Source organism: Methylosinus sp. sav-2 (genome assembly GCF_004366495.1).
Classification (GTDB): Bacteria; Pseudomonadota; Alphaproteobacteria; order Rhizobiales; family Beijerinckiaceae; genus Methylosinus.
On sequence record NZ_SOEJ01000009.1, the window covers coordinates 55178 to 75646 of the forward strand.

The following is a 20469-nucleotide window of genomic DNA, read 5'->3' on the forward strand; positions in this document are numbered from 1 at the left end:
GCCGCGTCAGCCGATCGCGAGATAGACGACGAATCCCGAGCCGAGCAGCAGCAGAGCGGCGAGAACGACAAGCTCGAACACGCCAGCGTCGAAACCATGCTGCGCCTCGTCGGCGATGAGACGCCGCGTGCGGATGAAACGCACGGTTGCGACGACGATCAGCGCGACTCCTCCGAGCACCAGCAGGCCGCCGCCTCCACCGCTCGTCAATGGTCCCGACAATTTTTCGAAACGCTGCAAGATCGGACCGCGCTCTACCTCCGGTAGCGTGATGCTGATCGTATGCACGAAAAGGTCGAATTTTTCGATCACGAAGCCGAGCGCCATGATCGCAATGCCGGTGCGAACCCATGCGAGAAACGTCCGCTCATTGGCGGCGTGGCTGACATAATCGCGAATCATGGCGTCTCCTCTCTCGCGGCCGGGGAACGCGATTCGCGCGGTCGCGGGCGCGACGAGTCGACGCGTATTGAACCCCTTCGACGACGCGATAGATAGCCCGGGGTCGATCCGCAGACATCTTCGGAGCATCCGTCATGATTTATCCGATGCGAAGCCTCACGGCCGCCATTGTGATCGCCGCGAGCGCCGCCGCCGCCCAGGATTGTCGATCGACGAACGACTCCGGCGCCACGCGATGCGTGGCGGGCGTGCTCTACCGATGCACATGCACGCGCGGAATCGGCGCGACCACCTGCACATGGGACAATGCGGCGGCGCTGTGCTCGGCGCTGTCCGCGCATAGCGCGCCGACGGGCGACATAGAAGCGAAGGAGGAGCCGGCGGCGAGCGCCCCCGAGCTGGCGCCGTGACGCTCGACCGTGACGATCAGATGCCGGCGCCGAAGGTGAAGGATTCGCTCAGCGGCTTCGCCTGCGTGACATTGCTGCCCGCCGGCACGCCATGCGTCAGCCAGACATTGCCGCCGATCACCGAGCCGCGGCCGATGGTGATGCGGCCGAGCACTGTGGCGCCGGCGTAGATCACCACATCGTCCTCTATGATCGGGTGACGCGCGCCGCCCTTCACCAGCGCGCCGTCCGCATCGACCTCGAATCGCTTGGCGCCCAGCGTCACCGCCTGATAGAGCCGCACATTCTTGCCGATGACGGCGGTCTCGCCGATGACGACGCCGGTGCCGTGATCGATGAAGAAGGCTTCGCCGATCTCCGCGCCGGGATGAATGTCGATTCCCGTCGCCGAATGCGCGATCTCCGAGACGAGCCGCGCGAGCATGGGCGCGCCGAGCAGATAGAGACGATGCGCGAGCCTGTGGCGAATGATCGCCGAAAGTCCGGGATAGGAGAACACCACCTCGTCGAGGCTCTTGGCCGCGGGATCGCCCTCATAGGCGGCGCGAATATCAGTGTCGAGCAGCGCGCGTATCCGCGGCAACGCCTGCCCGAAAGCATCGACGATCTCATGCGCGTGCGAGCGATGGTCTATGGTTCCGTCGTCCGAGCCATTGGCCAGCAATTGCAGCTCGCGGCGCACCTGCTCGCGCAAGGCGCGCAGGCTCTTGTCCAGCGTGTAGAGCACGAAGCCGTCGGCGCCGTCGGTGGTCAGCTCCGGCGGACCGAAATGGCGCGGATAGAGGCTCGCCGCGAGCCCATCGATGATTTCCATCGTCGCCTCGCGCGAGGGCAGCTCGGGCAGGCGCCCATCGCGATAGCGGCGCTTCTGCGCGGCGCGGCGCAATTCGCCGAGCTCCGCGACGATGCGGCCGAGCTGCGGAAAGCCGCTGAGCTCGGACCCATTTCCTGCATGCGGCCCATGCTTTGCTTCCGTCACCGCGCCGCTCCTTCGACAGGCGGCGGAAACCGTCGCCTCATTATATTCAGTCTATAAATCTACTACACTACTAAAGGATCGACAACAACCGCCGAGTCGGCTGGCGCGTCGGCCTCCGAGCCCTTAAATCTCCCGCGAAGTCCGAGGGATCCGATGACGACCGAAAATCCGCTGCTCTCCGCCTCGACCAAAGCTTTCGGCCTGCCGGCCTTCGGCGCGCTGAAGGCCGAGCACTACCGTCCCGCCTTCGAGGCCGCCATGGCGGAAAATCTGGCCGAGATCGCGCGCATCGCCGATGATCCTTCGCCGCCCGATTTCGAGAACACGATCGCCGCTCTCGAGCGCTCCGGCCGCCTCCTCGCGCGCGTCGGCGGCGTCTTCTGGAATGTCGCCGCGACCGACACCACGCCCGAGCTGCAGGAGATCGAGCGCGACATATCCGGCGCGCTGGCGCGGCACGAGAATGAAATATTGCTGAATGCCGCGCTGTTTTCCCGCGTCGATGCGCTCTATGCCCGCCGCGACGCGCTGGCGCTGACCGACGAGCAGGCGCGCGTGCTGGAGCTGACGCATAAGCGCTTCCTGCGCGCCGGCGCGAAGCTCGACGAGACGGCGAAGCGCCGCATGGCCGAAATATCCGAGCGCCTCGCCAATCTCACCACCGCTTTCGCGCAGAATGTTCTCGCCGACGAGGCCGATTATCTTCTGCTGCTCGACGAGACCGATCTCAACGGCCTCTCCGAGGATTTTCGCGCCGCCGCCGCCAATGTCGCGCGCGAGCGCGGCGTGCCGGGCAAATTTGGCGTCACTCTGGCGCGCTCGAGCGTCGAGATTTTTCTGCAGAGCTCGACGCGCCGCGATCTGCGCGAGACCGCCTTCCGCGCCTGGGCCAGCCGCGGCGAGAATGGCGGCGCGACCGATAATCGCGCGCTGATCGCCGAGATTTTGCGCCTGCGCGAGGAGCGCGCGCAGCTCAACGGCTTTGCGAATTTCGCCGCCTATAAGCTCGACGACACGATGGCGAAGACGCCGACAGCGGTGCGCGAACTCTTGGATCGCGTCTGGGCGCCGGCGCTGGCGGCGGCGAAGGCGGAGCGCGACGATCTGCAGGCGCTCGCCGAACGCGACGGCGCCAATGTCGCGATCGGCGCCTCCGACTGGCGCCATTACGCCGAGCGCGTGCGCAAGGAGCGCTATGATCTCGACCAGGCGGAGCTGCGTCCCTATTTCCAGCTCGATCAGATGATCGCTGCGGCATTTCATGTCGCAACACGTTTGTTCGGCCTCTCCTTCGTCGAGGTGGAAGGCCTCGATCTCTATCACCCGAGCGTGCGCGCCTTCGATGTCCGCGATGCGAAGGGCGAGCATGTCGCGCTCTTCCTCGGCGATTATTTCGCGCGCCCCTCCAAGCGCGGCGGCGCCTGGATGTCGGAATTCCGTAGCCAGGAAAATCTCAGCGGACGCATTCGTCCCATCGTCGTCAATGTGCTGAACTTCTCACGCGCGCCCGATGGCGCGCCGACGCTGCTCAGCCTCGACGACGCGCACACTTTGTTCCATGAGTTCGGCCATGCGCTGCACGGCATGTTGTCGGACGTCACCTATCCGCTCGTCGCCGGCACCAATGTCGCGCGCGATTTCGTCGAGCTGCCCTCGCAGCTCTACGAGCATTGGCTGCTGGAGCCGGAAATTCTCCGTAGCTTCGCGCGCCACGCCGAGACCGGCGCGCCCATGCCGGAGGAATTGCTCGAGCGCATCCAAAAGTCGCGGCACTTCAACCAGGGCTTCGCCAGCGTCGAATTCTGCGCCTCCGCCTATGTCGATCTCGATCTGCACGAAAGCGCCATAGACGAGAGCTTCGACGCGCCTCGCTTCGAGCGCGAGAGCCTCGCGCGCATATCGATGCCGGAAGAGATCGTGATGCGCCACAGGACGCCGCATTTCACCCATGTCTTCGCCGGCGACGGCTATTCGGCCGGCTATTACTCCTATCTCTGGGCGGAGACGCTCGACGCCGACGCCTATGAGGCTTTCCTCGAGGCCGGCGATCCTTTCGCGCCCGACATTGCCGAACGCTTGCGCCGTCACATCTACGCCGCCGGCGGAACGCAGGACCCGGCCGAGGCCTATGTCGCCTTCCGCGGCCGCATGCCGAATGTCGATGCGCTGCTGCGCCAGCGCGGCTTCGCCCGTTAGCCGAACGAGAGCGCAGCGGCGCGCCCCACGAATGTCATATTCGTCGCCGCTATGCTGATCGCATGACGACGCCTCCCTCCCCTTCCAAACGCAGCGCCATCGCGCCCTTCATCGCGATGGATGTGCTGAGCGAAACGCGCGAGCTCGAGCGGCAGGGCCGCCGCATCGTCCATATGGAGCTGGGCGAGCCCGGCGCGCCGGCGCCGCTCGCCGTGCGCGAGGCCGCGGCGCGCGCGCTCGCCGAAGGCGCCATCGGCTATGCGGAAGCGCTCGGCCGGCCAGCGCTACGCCAGCGCATCGCGCGCCATTATGGCGAGGCCTATGGCGTCGAAGTCTCGCCGGAGCGCGTCATCGTCACCACCGGATCGTCGGGCGCTTTTCTGCTGGCCTTTCTCGCTGGTTTCGATCCGGGCGCGCGCATCGCCATGACGGCGCCGGGCTATCCGGCCTACGCCAATATCCTCGCCTCGCTCGGCCTCGAGCCCGTGCTGATCGATGTCGGCGCCGACACGCGCTATTCGCCGACCGCCGCTCTGCTCGAGGCGGCGCATCGCGCAAAGCGCCTCGACGGCGCGCTGCTGGCGAGCCCGGCCAATCCGACCGGAGCGATGATTCCGAGCGACGAATTTGAAAAAATCTGCGCCTTTTGCGAGGACGCCGGAATTCTTTTCGTCTCCGACGAGATCTATCACGGCCTCTCCTATGAGCGCGCTTGCGAGACGGCGCTGGCGCATTCGCGCAACGCCATCGTCGTGAACAGTTTCTCCAAATATTACGCGATGACCGGCTGGAGGCTCGGCTGGCTGGTCGCGCCAGAATCCTTGGTGCGGCCGATGGAGCGGCTGCAACAATCGCTCGCCATCTCCGCGCCGACGCTGGCGCAGATCGCCGCGCTCGAGGCTTTCGACGCGAAGGCGGAGCTCGAGGCGGTGAAGGCCGGCTATGCGCGCAGCCGCGCGCTCTTGCTGGAACGGCTGCCACAATTGGGCTTCGCCGATTTCGCGCCGCCGGACGGCGCCTTTTACATCTACGCCGATATCTCGCGCTTTTCCGCGGATTCGGCCGCCTTCTGCAAGCGCATGCTGGAGGAGGCCGGCGTCGCCGTCACACCCGGAATCGATTTCGATCGCGCGCGCGGCAAGCGCATGCTGCGCTTCTCCTACGCCGGGCCGGAGAGCGAGGTGCGTCTCGGCCTCGAGCGTCTCGCAGCCTGGCTCGGAAAGTGAACCGACCTTTTAAAACAAAGGCAGCGTAACGGCGACGCGCGCGCCGCCTTTCGAGGCACGGCCGATCGTCACCTCGCCGCCATGCGCCTCGACGAGCGCGCGCACAATGGCGAGGCCGAGGCCGGCGCCGCCCGCGCCGCGACTGCGCGATGTCTCCAGCCGGCTGAACGGCTCCAGCATCAGCGCGCGCTGCGCCTCCGGGATTCCCGGCCCTTCGTCCTCGACGGCGATCTCGACGCAGGCGCCGCGCAATGTGAGAGAAGCGTGCGCGGCATGGCCATATTTCAGCGCATTGTCGATAAGATTGGCGAAGACGCGACGTAGCGCCAATCGATCTCCGAGAACGATCGCATCGGCGACGCCGCCCAAATCTATATCGACAGCTGCGCTCTGCGCGCGATCCTCGATCTCGGCGCGAAGCAGCGCCGCGACATCGATCATCTCGCGCGCGAGCTCACCCGCGCCGGCGCGGCTCGAGAGAAGCGCATCGTCGAGCAGCCGGATCATATCGTCTATATCCGCAATGGCGCGGCTCCGCTCGCCATCGTCGGCGATCGCTTCGACGCGCAGCCGCAGGCGCGTCGCGAATGTGCGCACGTCATGCGAAATGCCGCCGATCAGCGCCATGCGCGCGCGCAGGAGACCGAAGAGCCGCGCCTGCAATCGCTCGAAGGCGGCGACGAGCGCGCGCACTTCCGGCGCATTGCCGCGCTGGCGCGGCAGCGGCGCCGGCTCGCCGGAAAGATCGATCGCGTCGACCGCGGCGGCGAGACGCGCGATCGGCTTCGTCTCGCGATGCATGACGAGCAGCGCGGCGAGCGCCACGAGCGTGCCGAAAAGGCCGGCGAGCAGCCCGACCGGAACGCCCGAACGCGCCACCATCATCGCGCCGCGCGTGTCGATGAGCAGAGTCTCGCCGCCGCTCAATGAGATGCGGAACTCGAGCGCATTAGAGAGCGCGCCCGCGAGACGCGGAAATCGGCGGCCGATCGGCAAAGTGGGGCGCCATTCCAAAACCAGCGCGCGGCCGTCCAGCGCGGCGGCATAGTCGCGGCGAATGTCTTCCGCGACGAGCGGACCGGACGGCGTCGCGACCACGCCGGCCGGCAGAAGCCGCGGCGCGAATAGCGGCGACGCCACCGCCTCCAGCGCCAGCGCGCGCATTTGCGGCGGCGTGCGCTCGATCAGCTCGACGACGGCGGCGACATGTTCGGGGGTCGGCCGTGCGCGCGCGCTCTCATCCGCGGTGAAGCGATAGAGAGCGGCGATGGCGGCGACCCAAACGGCGGTCAGGCTCACGATGACGATGAGCGTGAGGCGCGCGGCTATGGTCCAGCGCGACATCATGAGAGGCGCCGAACCTCGGCTTTGAACAAATAGCCGCCATTGCGCACAGTGGCGATGAGATCGCCGCTCGCGCCCGCCGCATCGAGCTTCTTGCGCAGGCGCGAGACCAGCATGTCGATCGCGCGATCGAAAGGATCGGCGTTGCGGCCATGCGTCCAATCGAGCAATTGATCGCGCGTCAGCACGCGGCGCGGATGCTGGGCGAAACAGGCGAGCAAATCGAATTCCGCGCTGGTCAGCGCGATCGGCGCGCCGGCGGATTCGAAGTTGCGCGCGTCGAGATCGAGCACGAAGCGATCGAAAGAATAGCGCCGGCTCGCCGGCCGGCTCGGCTCCGCCTGCGCACGGCGCAGCAGCGCGCGCACGCGGGCGAGCAATTCGCGCGGCCCGAAAGGCTTCGTCAGATAATCATCGGCGCCCATTTCGAGGCCGACGACGCGATCGATCTCGTCGCTTTTCGCCGTCAGCATCAGGATCGGCAGAGAATCGCTCGCGCGCAAGCGCCGGCAGATGGAGAGGCCGTCCTCGCCCGGCAGCATCAGATCGAGGATCAACAAATCCGGCCGCGCGAGAGAGAGCGATTCGTCCATCGCTCGCGCGTCCTGCGCGAGAATGAGCTCGAAGCCCTCGCGGCGCAAAAAATCGCCGACCAGCCGGCCGATCTCTGGATCGTCCTCCACCATCAGAATTCGGGCCGCGGGCGCGCTCATGAGGCAAATGTCGATCCACCGCGCCTTTCAGGCAAGAGCGCGAGAGGCGCTGTTACACGATGTTACGAAAGCGCGACAAAAGGAGACGAAAAGTCGCGCGGCGGTGATCGGCGCAGAACGAAGCGCGCGCATCCTCATCCTCACGTCGAAGCATCGACGGCAAGAGGAAGAGGAGATTTCACATGTTTCGATCCATCGCCGCTCCGGCTCTGGCCGCGCTGATGACATTCGCCGCCGTGTCCGAGGCCGACGCCTGGACGCGCAGCGGCTCTTTCACCGGTCCGCGCGGGACGAGCAATTGGGGCTCCTCGCGAAGCTGCGCCGGCGGCTCGTGCTCCTGGAGCGGCGGTGGTTCCGGCCCTCGCGGAGCCTGGAGCCGTTCCGGCTCGGCGAATTGCGGCGGCGGCTCCTGCAATGTCAGCGGCCAAGGCTCTGGTCCGCGCGGCCGCTCCTATGACTACACGCGCTCTGTCTCGCGTTGAGAGCAGGAGACCCATCATGCCGCAACTCACCAATTCCCCGATCGACCTCCATGCGAGGCTGATCATTCTCGCCGCCGCCATCGGCTTCATGGCGCTCGAATATGCATTCGCGCGTTTTACCGCGCACGAGCGTCACGATCTGCGCGAGAGCGCCGCCTCACTGGGCGTAGCGCTCGGGCGCTCGCTGCTGCGCGGGGCCGAGGCGCTGATCTTGGCCGGGCCTTACGCCTTCGCCTATGAGCATCGCCTCCTCGATTTCGATCCGACCAGCGCGCTCGCTCTCGTCGCGCTCTTCATCGGCGTCGAATTCTTCTATTATTGGGACCATCGCGCCTCGCATCGCGTGCGCTGGCTGTGGGCGACGCATAGCGTTCATCATTCACCGACGCGCATGAATTATACGGCGGCGGTGCGGCTTGGATGGACGGCGGGGCTCTCGGGCAATTTCCTGTTCTTCCTGCCGCTCGCCTTCATCGGCTTCCACCCCATCGCCATAGCGCTGATGCTGACCGGCAATCTGCTCTACCAGTTCTTCATCCATACGGAGTTCTGCCCGCGCTTGGGCGCGCTGGAATATGTGCTGAACACGCCGGCGCATCATCGCGTGCATCACGCCTCCAACGAATCCTGTCTCGACAGGAATTACGGCGGCGTGCTGATCGTCTTCGATCGCCTGTTCGGCACATTCGCCGAGGCGCCGAAGCAGGAAGCGCTGCGCTACGGGCTCGTCGGCGGAACGCCGAGCTTCAATCCGCTGAAGATCGCGCTCGGCGAATGGGCCGCAATGTTCCGCGACGCCGCCGCCGCCGCCGATTGGCGCGCTGCGCTGCGGGCATTGTTCGCGCCGCCCGGCGCATCCGAGGAAACGCCCCGCCACAGAGAGGCGAAGGCCATCACAGCCTGAGTTTTTTCAAAAAGAGGAGAATGACGATGAATAAAACGACGCTTTACGCCCTCGCCGCAGTGGCGCTCGCCCTGGCCGCGGGTCCGGCCGCAGCGCAGACGGCGCCCGCCGGCGCCAAGGCCGATGCGATGAAGAAAGCCTGCAAGGAGGATTATCAGCGCTTCTGCAGCGGCGTCATGCCGGGCGGCGGCCGCATCATCGCCTGCCTGCAGAACCATGCATCGGAACTCGGGCCGGATTGCGCGAAGGCGCTCGGCAAGTAACTCGGCACGTAAGCTCACGGAAAAGAAAGGCGCGACGGCCTGCTCAAGGCCGTCGCGCTTTTTTCGTCACTCGCCGCCGAGCGAGGCCTTGGCCCGCTGCCACCAGCCGCCCTTCTTGGGACGATTGGGGTCGGCCTCCGTGATGATCGTCTCGGTCGGCTTGCGCGGCGGAGCCGGCGGAGTGGCGGCCTCATGCACGATCGGAGACGGCGGAGCCGCAGGCTCCGGCGCAGGGGCCGCGGGAGCCGAAGCCTCCGCAGGCGCCTCGGGCGCAGGCGCTCTAGGGGCGGCGGCCGCGACCGGCGGAGCCGAATCGGCTGGCGCTTCCGAGGCGGGGGCTTCCGAAGCCGGAGCCTCCGGGACCGACGCCTCGATGATCGTGGCGGACTCCGTCACGACGGGAGCCGGAGGCGCCTCGATCGCCTCATAAGGCGGGATATGCGCCTCGGCCGGGGAAACGGCCGTGTCGGCGGCGCCCTCGTCGAGCGGGAAAGCGCCCTGCTCGCGAAATTCGGGCGGCAGCGGCGAGGAGCGCGTCCAACGGCCGGCGCGGCGACCGCGTCCGCCGCGGCTACCCCGTTCGGCGGGACGCGGAACCTCATTGGAGGGCGCGGTGGGAACGCCGTCGATCTCCGCGACAATGGCGAGGCCTTCATCCGACGGCTGCTCGGCGCCCGGCGCCGGCGCTTCTCCGCCGGAGAGTCCGCCGCCGCGTCCGCGACGACGGCGCCGACGGCGCGCCCGCGGCTGATCGTCGCCCTCTTCCTCGACGAAGGGCGGGCGCGCGGCTCGCTCCTCGCGTCGCGCGGCATCGGGCCGGCGCTCGGCGACCTCGGGCCGGCGTTCGACGATCTCGTCCTCTTCCGCGACCGGCTCGGCCTCGATCGACTCGATCTCATCCTCGAGATCGGCGAGCGAATCGACGCGCAGCGCGTTCTGGGCCGGAAGCTCGCGCACGCCGGTGGCCGGCTCGCCGCGCTCCAGCGCATGATAAGAGGTGCCGGTCAGGCTGTCGTCGGCGGAGACGGTGATGGCGACGCCGAAGCGGCGCTCCAGAGCCTGCAGATGGTTGCGCTTCTGATTGAGAATATAGAGCGCCACCACAGTGCGCGTGCGCAGGCTGATGTCATGCGCTGCGCTCTTGATGAGCGCATCCTCGAGCACGCGCAGCACATGCAGCGCGATCGAGGCGGTGGAGCGCACCGTGCCGGCGCCGGCGCAATGCGGGCAAGGCACGGTCGAGCCCTCGAGCACGCCGGCGCGAATGCGCTGGCGCGACATTTCGAGCAGGCCGAAATGCGAGATGCGGCCGACCTGAATGCGGGCGCGGTCGTTCTTCAGCGCATCCTTCAAGCGGCGCTCGACGGCGCGATTGTTGCGGCTCTCTTCCATGTCGATGAAATCGACGACGATGAGGCCGGCGAGATCGCGCAGGCGCAGCTGGCGGGCGACCTCATCGGCCGCCTCCAGATTGGTGCGCAGCGCCGTGTCCTCGATATTATGCTCACGGGTGGAGCGTCCCGAGTTCACGTCGATGGCGACCAGCGCCTCGGTCTGATTGATGACGAGATAGCCGCCCGACTTCAGCGTCACCTGATTGGAGAACAACGCGTCGAGCTGCGCCTCCGCGCCGGCCGAGGCGAAGATCGGATTGGGATCGCGATAGAGGCGGACATTCTTGGCGTGGCTCGGAATGAGCATGCGCATGAAGTCCTTCGCCTCGCGATAGGACTCCTCGCCAGAGACGATGACCTCCTCGACGTCGCGGCCGTAGAGGTCGCGGATGGCGCGCTTGATGAGCGAGCCTTCCTCATAGACGAGCGTCGGCGCGCTGGAGCGCAGGGTCAATTCGCGCACGCTCTCCCACATGCGCAGGAGATATTCGAAGTCGCGCTTGACCTCGGCCTTGGTGCGGGTGGCGCCGGCAGTGCGCAGAATGACGCCCATGCCCTCCGGAACTTCGAGCTCCTGCACGATCTCCTTCAGGCGCTTGCGATCGGCGCCGTCGGTGATCTTGCGGGAGATGCCGCCGCCGCGCGCGGTGTTGGGCATCAGCACGGAATAGCGGCCGGCGAGCGAGAGATAGGTGGTCAGCGCCGCGCCCTTGTTGCCGCGCTCCTCCTTGACGACCTGCACGAGCAGAACCTGGCGGCGCTTGATGACCTCCTGGATCTTATATTGACGGCGCGAGCGCGAGGGCCGGTGCGGCACCTCTTCCATAGCGTCGCCGCCGATATGCTCGACGTGCTCTTCCTCGTCCTCGTGCTCTTCCTCGTCGTCATGGTCGTCGTCGCGGCGGCGGCGGGCCTCGGCCTCCTCGCGCTCGACCTCATGCTCCACATAGCGCTCGCTCTGGTCCCGCTCGTCCTGACGACGGGCCTTGACCTCGTGATCGGCCTCGGCCGGCTCGGCCGGCGTTTCCTCGACATGGCCGACCTCGACGACGCCGAAGCCCTGCGGATCGATGGCGATCGGCTCGGCCTCGTCGGCCTCCTGCGGGCTCGCCTCGGCAGAAGGGCTCTCGGCGAGCGATTCGGGCTCCGCGCTCTCGGCGCGGATCTCTTCCGCCGGCGCCTCGGCCGACACAGCCTCCTCGGCGGCGTCGGTCTCCTCGCTCTCGGAAGCGCTCTCGGAAATCACCTCGTCGGAATTGGCGCGCTTCTCGGCGCCGTCCGAATGGCGGCGGCGCGAGCGGCGACGACCTCCGCCACCGCCACCGCCATGGGAGCGCGGCTCCTCGTCCTCCTGCTGATGGACGCGGCTCTCCTCCTCGAGCAGAGCGATCCGATCGGCGACGGGAATCTGATAATAATCAGGATGAATTTCGGCGAAGGCCAGAAAGCCGTGGCGATTGCCGCCGTAATCCACGAAGGCGGCCTGGAGCGAAGGCTCCACACGCGTGACCTTGGCGAGATAGATATTGCCGCGCAGAGGCCTTTTGTCGGCGGCTTCGAAGTCGAATTCCTGAACGCGATTGCCACGTAGCACGACTACGCGGGTTTCCTCCGGGTGGGAGGCGTCGATGAGCATTTTGTTGGCCATGAGAAACTCTTTGCGGCGCGACGCGAGGCGACGCCGGCGGTCTCGAGCGAACGTCCCGTGAGGGACGATGCGACCGCGGTCCGGCGAAGCGTCGGAGCGTCGACGCGTGTCTTCTGGGAGTTGGTGTCGATCGCGAAACATCGGATACGCGAACCGGCGCGACCGCCGGCGAACTGGGCGAGAGGCCCGACCGGCCGCCGAAGCGGGACCGACCAGGAGCCGAAGTGACGACGGCTCGGCGCGACAGCGCGAATCGATACGCCCCCCGGCGCGCGATACTCTCGCGCGGAGCGGGGCCTCGATTGGCGGCATGTCATGGACTTCGCCATGAGCTCGTCACAAAAACCTTATGTCACAGCGCCTTACGGCGGCGCCCGCCCGTCCGGAACCCGCGCGCGAGGCGTGCATTCGAACGTAATTCGTTCCGCGGAAAAAACGCCGTCCGTCCCGAGACGGTTCCCGGCGCCGTAAAATGCCGAAATTGCGCGAGGCGTATTTCGAACCCTTCCACGGAACGTTTCCATACATAATGTCTCGAAGGCGACACCGCAAGTTGGCCGAAGGCTCCGCCCACAGGCTGGCACCCGAAATGGCCGAAAAAGCGCGCAATTCTCTTTTTTTCGAAGCGAGTTCCGAGCGATCGGACGATTCCGCGCCATTGATCGCTTTTGGGGCGCGAGTTCCGATCTATCGAACGAACCCGTTCGATCGGAACGCGCCATCATTCTCTTTTGTCGAGCGAATTCTGATCGATCGAACGAATTCCTTTCGATCGGAACGCGCTCTAACGTCGCGTTAACCAGTTATCCTCAGAAAGATTTCGGGGTCGCGCGCATGCGCGAGCCGCGCCATATTATCAACGGGCGAACGCGCAAGCGGGGCGATTCAGAACATGGACGAGAAGCGACCGACGGAGGCCGGGCCTTCGCGGAGAGGCGGGCGACGTGCGCCTGCGCTGCGATTTGCGGCGGCGGCCCTCTGTCTCGCCCTCGCCGGCTCGCCCGCAGCGGCCGGGCCGGCCGCGCCCGAGCCGCTCTCGGCCATCGCCGTCCGCATGGAGCAGCAGAAGGACCACGCCCGTCTGGTCTTCGAGACGACGGCGGAGGTGAATCCGACGGTATTTCCGGTCGCCGATCCCTATCGAATCGTCGTCGATCTCCCGGAGATGGCCTTCCGCCTCGACCCGGAGATCGGCCGCCCGGCCAAGGACAAGCGCGGCGGCGACGATCTCGTGACCTCCTTCCGATTCGGTCATTTCGCGCCCGGACGCTCGCGAATCGTCATCGACCTCGCGCGGCCGGCCAAGATCATTCGCGCCGCGAGCGATTCGAAGCTCGAGACCCCGCGCCTCGTCATCGAGCTCGAGCCCACGGATGCGGCGAGCTTCGCCGCCGAGGCGTCCCGGCTCGCCCCTGCCCCCGCCGCCAGAACCGCGGCCGAGGCGCCGCCCCCCGCGGCCGACGCCAAGCCGCTGCTGGTCATCGATCCCGGCCATGGCGGAGTCGATGTCGGCGCCGCCGGCCCGCATGGCGAGCAGGAGAAGACCATCGTCCTCGAATTCGCCCGCGCGCTGAAGGGCAAGCTCGAGGCGGACGGCAAGATGCGCGTGCTGCTCACCCGCAATGAGGACGCCTTCATGGCGCTCGACGAGCGCGTGCGCGTCGCGCGCCAGGCAGGGGCGGAGCTGTTCCTTTCGATCCACGCCGATACGCTGGGCGAGACCAGCGTGGAGGGGGCGACGGTCTATACCGTTTCCGCCCGCGCCTCCGACGCCGAGGCGGCCAAGATCGCCGAGAAGGAAAATTTCGCCGATCGCGCCGCCGGGCTCGAGCGCAAATCCGAGGAAGCGGGCGAGGTCGGCGACATTCTCTATGATCTCACCCGCCGCGAGACGCGCGCCTATAGCCATGTCTTCGCCCGCACGCTGATCGCCTATTGGCAGACCGTGGGCCATCTCAACAAGAATCCGAGCCGCTCGGCCGGCTTCGTCGTTCTGAAAGCCTTCGATATTCCGTCCGTTCTGTTGGAGCTCGGCTATTTGTCCAGCAACCGCGATCTCTCGCGACTGCTGTCGCCGGAATGGCGCGAGCGCGCCGCGGACGCCACGGCGCAGGCGATCGAGCGCTATTTCGACGAGCGCCGGGAACCGGCGCAGCTTCAGGCCAGCGCGCCCTCTCAGGCCGTGGCCACGACACAGCGCCCACAATAAAACATAAAAATTGGGATAAGGATGGGGATGGCGGGAGGCCGATTCGGGTTTCCGTCACGACAAAATATGCTCTAAACGGGACGCCGTCGGCGCGACGCGCTCCAGATTTGAAGCAACGCGTCTCCCTCGAGGATCATCCTTCATGCGTCTGCTCGTCCGGTTCTTCGGCTTCCTCTTCGCGACCGGCGCCATCGTGTTCCTGATCGCCGTGACCGGGGCGGCCGGCGTCGTCTACGTGTTCTCGAAGGATCTGCCGGACACGGCGCAATTGCGCAATTACGAGCCGCCGGTCACGACGCGCATCCACGCCAATGACGGCTCCATCCTCGCCGAATATTCGCGCGAGCGCCGGCTGTTCCTGCCGAGCGCGGCCATTCCGCCGCTCGTCAAGCAGGCCTTCATCTCGGCCGAGGACAAGAATTTCTACACGCATAATGGCGTCGATTTCGAGGGCATCGCCCGCGCGGCCTCGATCCTCGCCCAGGGCGGCCGGCACATGCAGGGCGCCTCCACCATCACCCAGCAGGTGGCCAAGAACTTCCTCGTCGGCAATGAGCGCAGCTTCGAGCGCAAGATTCGCGAGGCGCTGATTTCCTTCCGCATAGAGGCGGCCTATCCCAAGGACCGCATCCTCGAGCTCTATCTCAACGAGATCTATCTCGGCCTCGGCAATTATGGCGTCGCCGCCGCGGCGCTGAATTATTTCAACAAATCGGTCTATGAGCTGACGATACCGGAGGCGGCCTATCTCGCCGCCCTGCCCAAGGCGCCGAACAACTACCATCCGTTCCAGCATCGCGACCGCGCGCTCGAGCGCCGCAATTACGTCATCGACCGCATGGTCGCCGACGGCTTCGTCTCGCAGAAGGACGGCGACAAGGCCAAGACCGAGCCGCTCGGCGTCAATCCGCGCGTGACCTCGCCCAACACCTATGTCGCCGGCTATTTCGCCGAGGAGGTGCGCCGCGAGCTGCTCGACAAATATGGGGATAAGAAGCTCTATGAGGGCGGCCTCTCGGTACGCTCGACGCTCGACCCCAAGATGCAGGCCATCACCCGCAAGGCGCTGGCAGACGGTCTGGTGCGCTTCGACGAGGCGCATGGCTTCCGCGGGCCGATGCGCCATATCGACATCTCCTATGATTGGGGCCTGCCGCTCGCCGATATTCCCGCGCTCGGCGATGTGAAGCCCTGGCGTCTCGCCGTGGTGCTGGAGACGAATGACAGCTTCGCCCGCATCGGCCTGCAGCCCGGACGCGAGAAATCCGGCGAGGTGGCGCGCGAGCGCGAGACCGGCCAGCTCTCGCAAGAGGGCATGCGCTGGGCCGGCCGCAGCGTTCGCGCCGCAGTGACGCCGGGCGACGTCATCTATGTCGAGCCGCTCTCCGGCCGGCCGGGGCAGTATCGGCTGCGCCAAATCCCGGAAATCTCCGGCGCCATGGTGGCGATGGACCCGTATACGGGCCGCGTCTTCGCCATGGTCGGCGGCTTTTCCTATGATCAGTCGGAGTTCAACCGCGCGACGCAGGCGCTGCGCCAGCCGGGCTCCTCCTTCAAGCCCTTCGTCTACGCCACCGCGCTCGACAATGGCTACACGCCCTCCTCCTCCATCCTCGACGAGCCGATCACCATCGTGCAGGCCAATGGCGAGAGCTGGACGCCGGAGAATTTCGAGGGCGCCCACGGCACTGGCGCGCATCCGCTGCGCTATGGCGTCGAGCACTCCAAGAATATGATGACCGTGCGCCTCGCCAAGGATGTCGGCATGCCGCTGATCGCCGAATACGCCAAGCGCTTCGGCATTTACGACGACATGCCGCTCTATCTGCCCATGGCGCTCGGCGCCGGCGAGACGACGGTGATGCGCATGGTGACCGCCTATTCCATGCTCTGCAATGGCGGCAAACGCGTGAAGGCGACGCTGATCGACCGCATTCAGGACCGCTGGGGCAAGACGATCTATCGCCATGACGAGCGCCAGTGCCTGGGCTGCGACGCCCCCAAATGGGAGAGCCAGAACGAGCCCAAGCTGATCGACAAGCGCGAGCAGGTGCTCGATCCGCTGACCGCCTATCAGATCACCTCCATCATGGAAGGCGTCATCGAGCGCGGCACCGGCCAGTCGATCAAAGCTGTGGGCAAGCATCTCGCCGGCAAGACGGGCACGACCAACGAGGCCAAGGACCTGTGGTTCGTCGGCTTCTCGCCCGATCTCGCCGTCGGCGTCTATATCGGCTACGACCGCCCCCGCCCGGTCGGCGAGGGCAAGAGCGCCCAGGCGGCGACCTATGCCGCGCCGATCTTCCGCGACTTCATGACGGTGGCGCTGAAGGACAAGCCCGACGTGCCTTTCCGCGTGCCGCCGGGCATCAAGCTGATCTCGGTCGATCCGCATTCGGGCCTGCGCTCGAAGGGCTCCGGCTCCATCCTCGAGGCCTTCAAGCCCGGCACCGCGCCGCCGGACTCCTATTCCCCGGCCGGCAGCGACGGCGGATTGCAGTCCGGCGCCGCGCAGGATGTGGACAAGCAGGTCGGCAGCGGGACGGGCGGGTTGTACTGAAGCGGGGCGGGAGTTCGGATCAGGATACCAGCCGCCCGATCTCGCTTATGAGCTTTTCCTCCCGGCCGTGAAAACTTTCGATCATGGCGGCGAGGAAGGACTCCGCTTTCAGTCTGTGCAGCTTCGGCGTGCGCCCCGCGTGATCGGCGAGGAGCGCAAAAAAACGCGCGTTGCGCCCGGCCGTTGCCGTCTCGAAACGGATGAACGGCGTTGAGCTCCGATAAGAAGCGAGCGGATCGCGCGGCAAAGAGATCGACGGGCAAGTCCCTGAGACAGCCGTCGTTTCGAAGGCCGTCGAATATCCGCGCCATTTCGGCGGCGATATGCTCCAGGTAGCAGAACATGCTCGCGCCCTTGGCGATTCTCACGGAAAGGAAACAGCCGGCCCAGCGATAGACGTCTCCGAAAATATGGCGATGGACGGCGCGATAATGTCGAACGCCGAAGCGCCCCGTCGGCAGCGGTTCGGAAAACCGTTGCGCCGTCGCATCCGCTTCGAATGCGTCGAGATCGGCCTGCGCGCGAAGTCCAAGACGATTTTTCAGAACCCTCGTTCCGCTATAGCAATAGGGATCGACGACGGCGCGATACACTGCGCCTTAAGCTTTTTTCGCGTGCTTTTCGTAGATCGCGCAGCGACGCTCCGCATCGGTCAAGCCACGACGCTCGAAATTGGCGAACATTCTCTTGCTGTCGGCGTCGAGACGCACGCCCTCGACAGCGCTGATGCGCGAAAAGCCCACCAGCCCCAAGGTAAGGGACCGCCGCCGGGCAATAGGATTGTCTCGCTTCGTCATTTGCGAAGACTATCACGAAGTCGCCCAGCAGAAACAGCTATCGCCGTTCCCGCCTCTACTCCCCCGCGCTCCGCAGCGCCGCCGCCGCGGCGAAAGGGCACAGCGCCAGCGCGCCGAGGCTGATCGCGCATAAAATGGCGAAAGGCGCGGCGAAGGACACGGTGCCGCCTGTCGCCGCCTCCGCCGCCGAGACGCCGAAAATCAGCACCGGAATCGTCAGCGGCAGCACCAGCAGCGCCATCAGCAGGCCGCCGCGGCGCAGCGTCACCGTCGCCGCCGCGCCAATGGCGCCGATCAGCGTCAGCGCCGGCGTGCCGGCCAGAAGCGTCAGCGTCACGGCGGCGAGCGCCGTCTCCTCCTGCTGGAGCATCAGGCCGAGAAAGGGCGCGGCGAGCGTCAACGGCAGGCCGGTCGTCACCCAATGGGCGGCGCATTTCACCAGAACCGCCAGCTCGAGCGGCGCGCGGCCGAGGTGAAAGAGATCGAGAGAGCCGTCCTCGAGATCGGCCTGAAACAGCCGATCGAGGCAGAGAAGGCTCGCCAGCAGCGCCGCGATCCACAAGATCGCCGGGCCGATGCGGGCGAGGAGATTGGGGTCCGGGCCGATGGCGAAGGGCGCGATCGACACCATCACCAGAAAAAACACGACGCCCATGGTCGCCGAACCGCCGATGCGGCGGGCGACGCGCAAATCGCGCAGGAAGAGAACGAGAAGCGGATATTTCACGAAGTCGCTCCCAGCGCCAGCTCGCGCGCATCCTCGAGGCCGAGCGGCTCGTGCGTGGCGGCGATGATCATACCGCCGAGCGCGCGATGCTCCGTCATCAGCCGCGCGAGCCGCACCCGCGAGGCGGCGTCGAGCGCGCTGGTCGGCTCGTCGAGCAGCCATAGCGGCCGGAAAACCACCAGCAGACGGGCGAGCGCGATGCGGCGCTTCTGCCCGGCGGAGAGCATGGCGACCGGCGTCTCCGAAAGATGCGCGAGCCCCACCCGCTCCAGCGCCTCCGCCGGCGAGAGACTGCGCCGATCCGGCTCCTCCCCCAGAAATTGCGCCCAGAACTCCAGATTCTCGCGGGCGGTGAGCGGCGCCTTCAGCCCATCGGCATGGGCGAGATAATGCAGCAGCGTCGCCGGCTCTTCCGCCTCCGCGGCGCCCTCGATCACGATATGGCCGGAAAGGCGCGGCAAAAGGCCCGCGAGCGCGCGCAAAAGCGTCGATTTGCCGGCGCCGTTGCGGCCGGTGACGATCAGCGCCTCCCCGCTCGCGAGCGTAAAGCCGAGTCCCGCGAGCACGCGCCGCCCGCCGCGGGCGATGGCGAGATCCTCTACCCGCAGGCGCAGGGCGGAGGCGCGCTCGGCATGGGGACGGGACGGAGGATGCGGAATGTCGGTCATCGGCAGAGCCAATAGAGCAACTCCGCCGCAGGGGAAATCCCCGCCTCCGGCGCGCCTGCAGAGGAGGACTTCCCCCGCGCCACGATGCTTTCGCTGGCGCTATGGCGCCGAAGGGTGCTAAGCCTGCGGGCCGACCGCGGACGTTCCGAGGAATCGGGCGTCCTCTTCCAATGCGGCGCCGCGAGACGCGCGCGCGGCCGCAGACTCGAGGGATGACGCACTAAGTGGCGAAGCATAACAGCCTTTCGGATTACGCATCGAGACGATTTCGTTTCGCCGGCAATGCGCTCCTCCAATATCACGATCCCTTCTTCGCGCAGATCGATCGGCTTCGCGCCGATTTCGAGGCGAAGGGGACGCATTTCGTCAGCTTCGCCAATTACGACTATCTCGGCCTCGCCAATCACCCCAAGATTCTGGAGGAGGCCGATCACGAGCTGCATCGGCTCGGCGTCGGCGCGCTGGCCTCGCGCCTCGTCGGCGGCGAGCGCTCGACTCACAAGCCCTTCGAGGCGGAGATCGCCGAATTTCTCGGCATGGAGGCGGCGCTGACGCTGGTCTCCGGCTATCTCGCCAATGTGACGACCATCTCCTGGCTGCTCGGCAAGCGCGACGCTCTGTTCATCGACGAGCTCGCCCATAACAGCATCGTCGCCGGCTGCGAAGCCTCCTCGGCGGAGGTGATCAAATTCCGCCACAACGATTTCGAGCATCTGGACCATCTTCTCGCCAATAAGCGCGAAGACTTCCGCCATGTGCTCATTGTCGTCGAGGGCATATACAGCATGGACGGCGACACCGCCGATCTGCCGCGCCTCGTGGAGCTGAAAGAGCGCCATGACGCCTGGCTGATGGTCGACGAAGCGCATTCGCTCGGCGTGCTGGGCGAGACCGGCCGCGGCCTCGCCGAGCTGCAGGGCGTCGATCCCGGCCGGCTCGATCTCGTCGTCGGCACCATGTCCAAGACGCTCGCCTCCTGCGGCGGCTTCGTCTGCGCGAAGAAGCCGGTCATCGACTGGTTCCGCTATACTCTGCCGGGCTTCGTCTACAGCGTCGGCCTGTCGCCTGTGATCCTCGCCGCCGCACGCACCGCCCTGCGGCTGATGCAGGAGGAGAGCTGGCGCGTGGGCAAGCTCGCGCGCAATGCGGAGCTCTTCCGCGACTACGCCCACGCCAATGGGCTGAGCACCGGGCCGGCGATCGGCCGCGGCGTGGTGCCGATTCTGTTCCAGGACAGCGTCGAGACCATGTGGGCTTCGCAGCATCTGCTCGGCCTCGGCTTCTATGTGCCGCCGATCGTGCAGATCGGCGTGCCCAAGGACCAGCCGCGTCTGCGTTTCTTCCTCTCCGCCAATCATTCCGAGGATGAGATTCGCGCCGTGCTCGACGCGCTGCGCGATCTGCCGCCGGTGGCCGCAGAGGCGCATGAATTGGTGAAAAAGGCGATGGCGGGCGCGAGCCTGTGAGGGAAATGAGGGAGTGAGCGGGGAATAGAGAAAACGCAGGCCGCCGCTCGCGACTGCCTGCCGCCTGCCCCCACTCGCTCC

The 20469-nt window shown here is 66.4% G+C and carries 18 protein-coding genes; 9 read left to right on the plus strand and 9 right to left on the minus strand.

All coding sequences use genetic code 11. The features are described 5' to 3' along the window. Positions 1 to 6: 6 nt before the first annotated feature. Positions 7 to 402 carry a DUF202 domain-containing protein gene (locus tag EDE12_RS15025; RefSeq protein WP_024880647.1) on the minus strand — a complete coding sequence of 132 codons (396 nt, stop codon included), beginning with the start codon at positions 400 to 402 and terminating at the stop codon, positions 7 to 9. 134 nt (positions 403 to 536) lie between these two features. On the opposite strand from EDE12_RS15025, the gene EDE12_RS15030 reads away from it, so the two are divergent. After that, the gene (locus EDE12_RS15030; RefSeq protein WP_026599077.1) at positions 537 to 812 is read left to right on the plus strand and encodes a hypothetical protein; all 276 of its coding nucleotides are present in this window, start codon (positions 537 to 539) and stop codon (positions 810 to 812) included. Between the two features lie 16 nt (positions 813 to 828). On the opposite strand, the gene epsC is transcribed toward EDE12_RS15030, so the two are convergent. Further along, entirely contained in the window at positions 829 to 1719 is an 891-nt protein-coding gene (epsC, locus tag EDE12_RS15035; protein ID WP_051592666.1) for a serine O-acetyltransferase EpsC, read from the minus strand. A gap of 225 nt (positions 1720 to 1944) precedes the next feature. Between epsC and EDE12_RS15040 the strand changes: the two genes are divergently transcribed. Together EDE12_RS15040 and EDE12_RS15045 are read left to right on the plus strand one after the other, a co-directional pair. Next, positions 1945 to 3987 carry a M3 family metallopeptidase gene (locus tag EDE12_RS15040; RefSeq protein WP_024880650.1) on the plus strand — a complete coding sequence of 681 codons (2043 nt, stop codon included), beginning with the start codon at positions 1945 to 1947 and terminating at the stop codon, positions 3985 to 3987. A 62-nt stretch (positions 3988 to 4049) separates the two neighbouring features. Next, positions 4050 to 5213, plus strand: a complete 1164-nt coding sequence (locus tag EDE12_RS15045) for an aminotransferase class I/II-fold pyridoxal phosphate-dependent enzyme (protein WP_026599079.1) — start codon at positions 4050 to 4052, stop codon at positions 5211 to 5213. A gap of 9 nt (positions 5214 to 5222) precedes the next feature. Here EDE12_RS15045 and EDE12_RS15050 read toward each other — a convergent pair whose 3' ends face one another. After that, entirely contained in the window at positions 5223 to 6560 is a 1338-nt protein-coding gene (locus EDE12_RS15050) for an ATP-binding protein (RefSeq protein WP_245267355.1), read from the minus strand. Then, a complete protein-coding gene (locus EDE12_RS15055) occupies positions 6557 to 7270 on the minus strand; it encodes a response regulator transcription factor (protein WP_024880651.1) in 714 nt (237 codons plus the stop codon). Before EDE12_RS15055 ends, EDE12_RS15050 begins: the two co-directional genes overlap by 4 nt. A 182-nt stretch (positions 7271 to 7452) precedes the next feature. Between EDE12_RS15055 and EDE12_RS15060 the strand changes: the two genes are divergently transcribed. Genes EDE12_RS15060 through EDE12_RS15070 form a run of 3 tightly spaced genes read left to right on the plus strand, consistent with a single transcriptional unit; the run spans position 7453 to position 8919 of the window. Next, the gene (locus EDE12_RS15060; RefSeq protein ID WP_245275786.1) at positions 7453 to 7752 is read left to right on the plus strand and encodes a hypothetical protein; all 300 of its coding nucleotides are present in this window, start codon (positions 7453 to 7455) and stop codon (positions 7750 to 7752) included. A 16-nt stretch (positions 7753 to 7768) separates the two neighbouring features. Continuing rightward, positions 7769 to 8656, plus strand: coding sequence for a sterol desaturase family protein (locus EDE12_RS15065; protein ID WP_051592514.1), 888 nt, complete (start codon positions 7769 to 7771; stop codon positions 8654 to 8656). Positions 8657 to 8682: 26 nt separating this feature from the next. After that, the gene (locus EDE12_RS15070; RefSeq protein WP_026599082.1) at positions 8683 to 8919 is read left to right on the plus strand and encodes a cysteine rich repeat-containing protein; all 237 of its coding nucleotides are present in this window, start codon (positions 8683 to 8685) and stop codon (positions 8917 to 8919) included. A 66-nt stretch (positions 8920 to 8985) separates the two neighbouring features. On the opposite strand, the gene EDE12_RS15075 is transcribed toward EDE12_RS15070, so the two are convergent. Further along, entirely contained in the window at positions 8986 to 11961 is a 2976-nt protein-coding gene (locus EDE12_RS15075; protein WP_026599083.1) for a ribonuclease E/G, read from the minus strand. 892 nt (positions 11962 to 12853) lie between these two features. Here EDE12_RS15075 and EDE12_RS15080 point away from each other — a divergent pair. Further along, positions 12854 to 14170, plus strand: a complete 1317-nt coding sequence (locus EDE12_RS15080) for an N-acetylmuramoyl-L-alanine amidase (protein WP_245275787.1) — start codon at positions 12854 to 12856, stop codon at positions 14168 to 14170. A 142-nt stretch (positions 14171 to 14312) separates the two neighbouring features. Continuing rightward, complete coding sequence (locus EDE12_RS15085) at positions 14313 to 16730, plus strand: penicillin-binding protein 1A (protein ID WP_026599086.1); 2418 nt, start codon at positions 14313 to 14315, stop codon at positions 16728 to 16730. Here EDE12_RS15085 and EDE12_RS15090 read toward each other — a convergent pair. From EDE12_RS15090 to ccmA, 4 genes are read right to left on the minus strand one after another with little or no spacing between them, the layout of a single operon-like run. Then, a complete protein-coding gene (locus EDE12_RS15090; protein WP_348625817.1) occupies positions 16637 to 17323 on the minus strand; it encodes a Fic family protein in 687 nt (228 codons plus the stop codon). The genes EDE12_RS15085 and EDE12_RS15090 overlap by 94 nt on opposite strands. 6 nt (positions 17324 to 17329) lie before the next feature. After that, the gene (locus tag EDE12_RS15095) at positions 17330 to 17527 is read right to left on the minus strand and encodes a hypothetical protein (protein WP_134188148.1); all 198 of its coding nucleotides are present in this window, start codon (positions 17525 to 17527) and stop codon (positions 17330 to 17332) included. Positions 17528 to 17582: 55 nt separating this feature from the next. Beyond that, complete coding sequence (ccmB, locus tag EDE12_RS15100; protein WP_026599087.1) at positions 17583 to 18254, minus strand: heme exporter protein CcmB; 672 nt, start codon at positions 18252 to 18254, stop codon at positions 17583 to 17585. Continuing rightward, positions 18251 to 18922, minus strand: coding sequence for a heme ABC exporter ATP-binding protein CcmA (gene ccmA / locus EDE12_RS15105; RefSeq protein ID WP_198029900.1), 672 nt, complete (start codon positions 18920 to 18922; stop codon positions 18251 to 18253). The genes ccmB and ccmA overlap by 4 nt, the downstream gene beginning before the upstream one ends. 224 nt (positions 18923 to 19146) lie before the next feature. Here ccmA and EDE12_RS15110 point away from each other — a divergent pair, with 224 nt between their 5' ends. Continuing rightward, a complete protein-coding gene (locus EDE12_RS15110) occupies positions 19147 to 20388 on the plus strand; it encodes an aminotransferase class I/II-fold pyridoxal phosphate-dependent enzyme (protein ID WP_026599089.1) in 1242 nt (413 codons plus the stop codon). Positions 20389 to 20469: the final 81 nt, after the last annotated feature.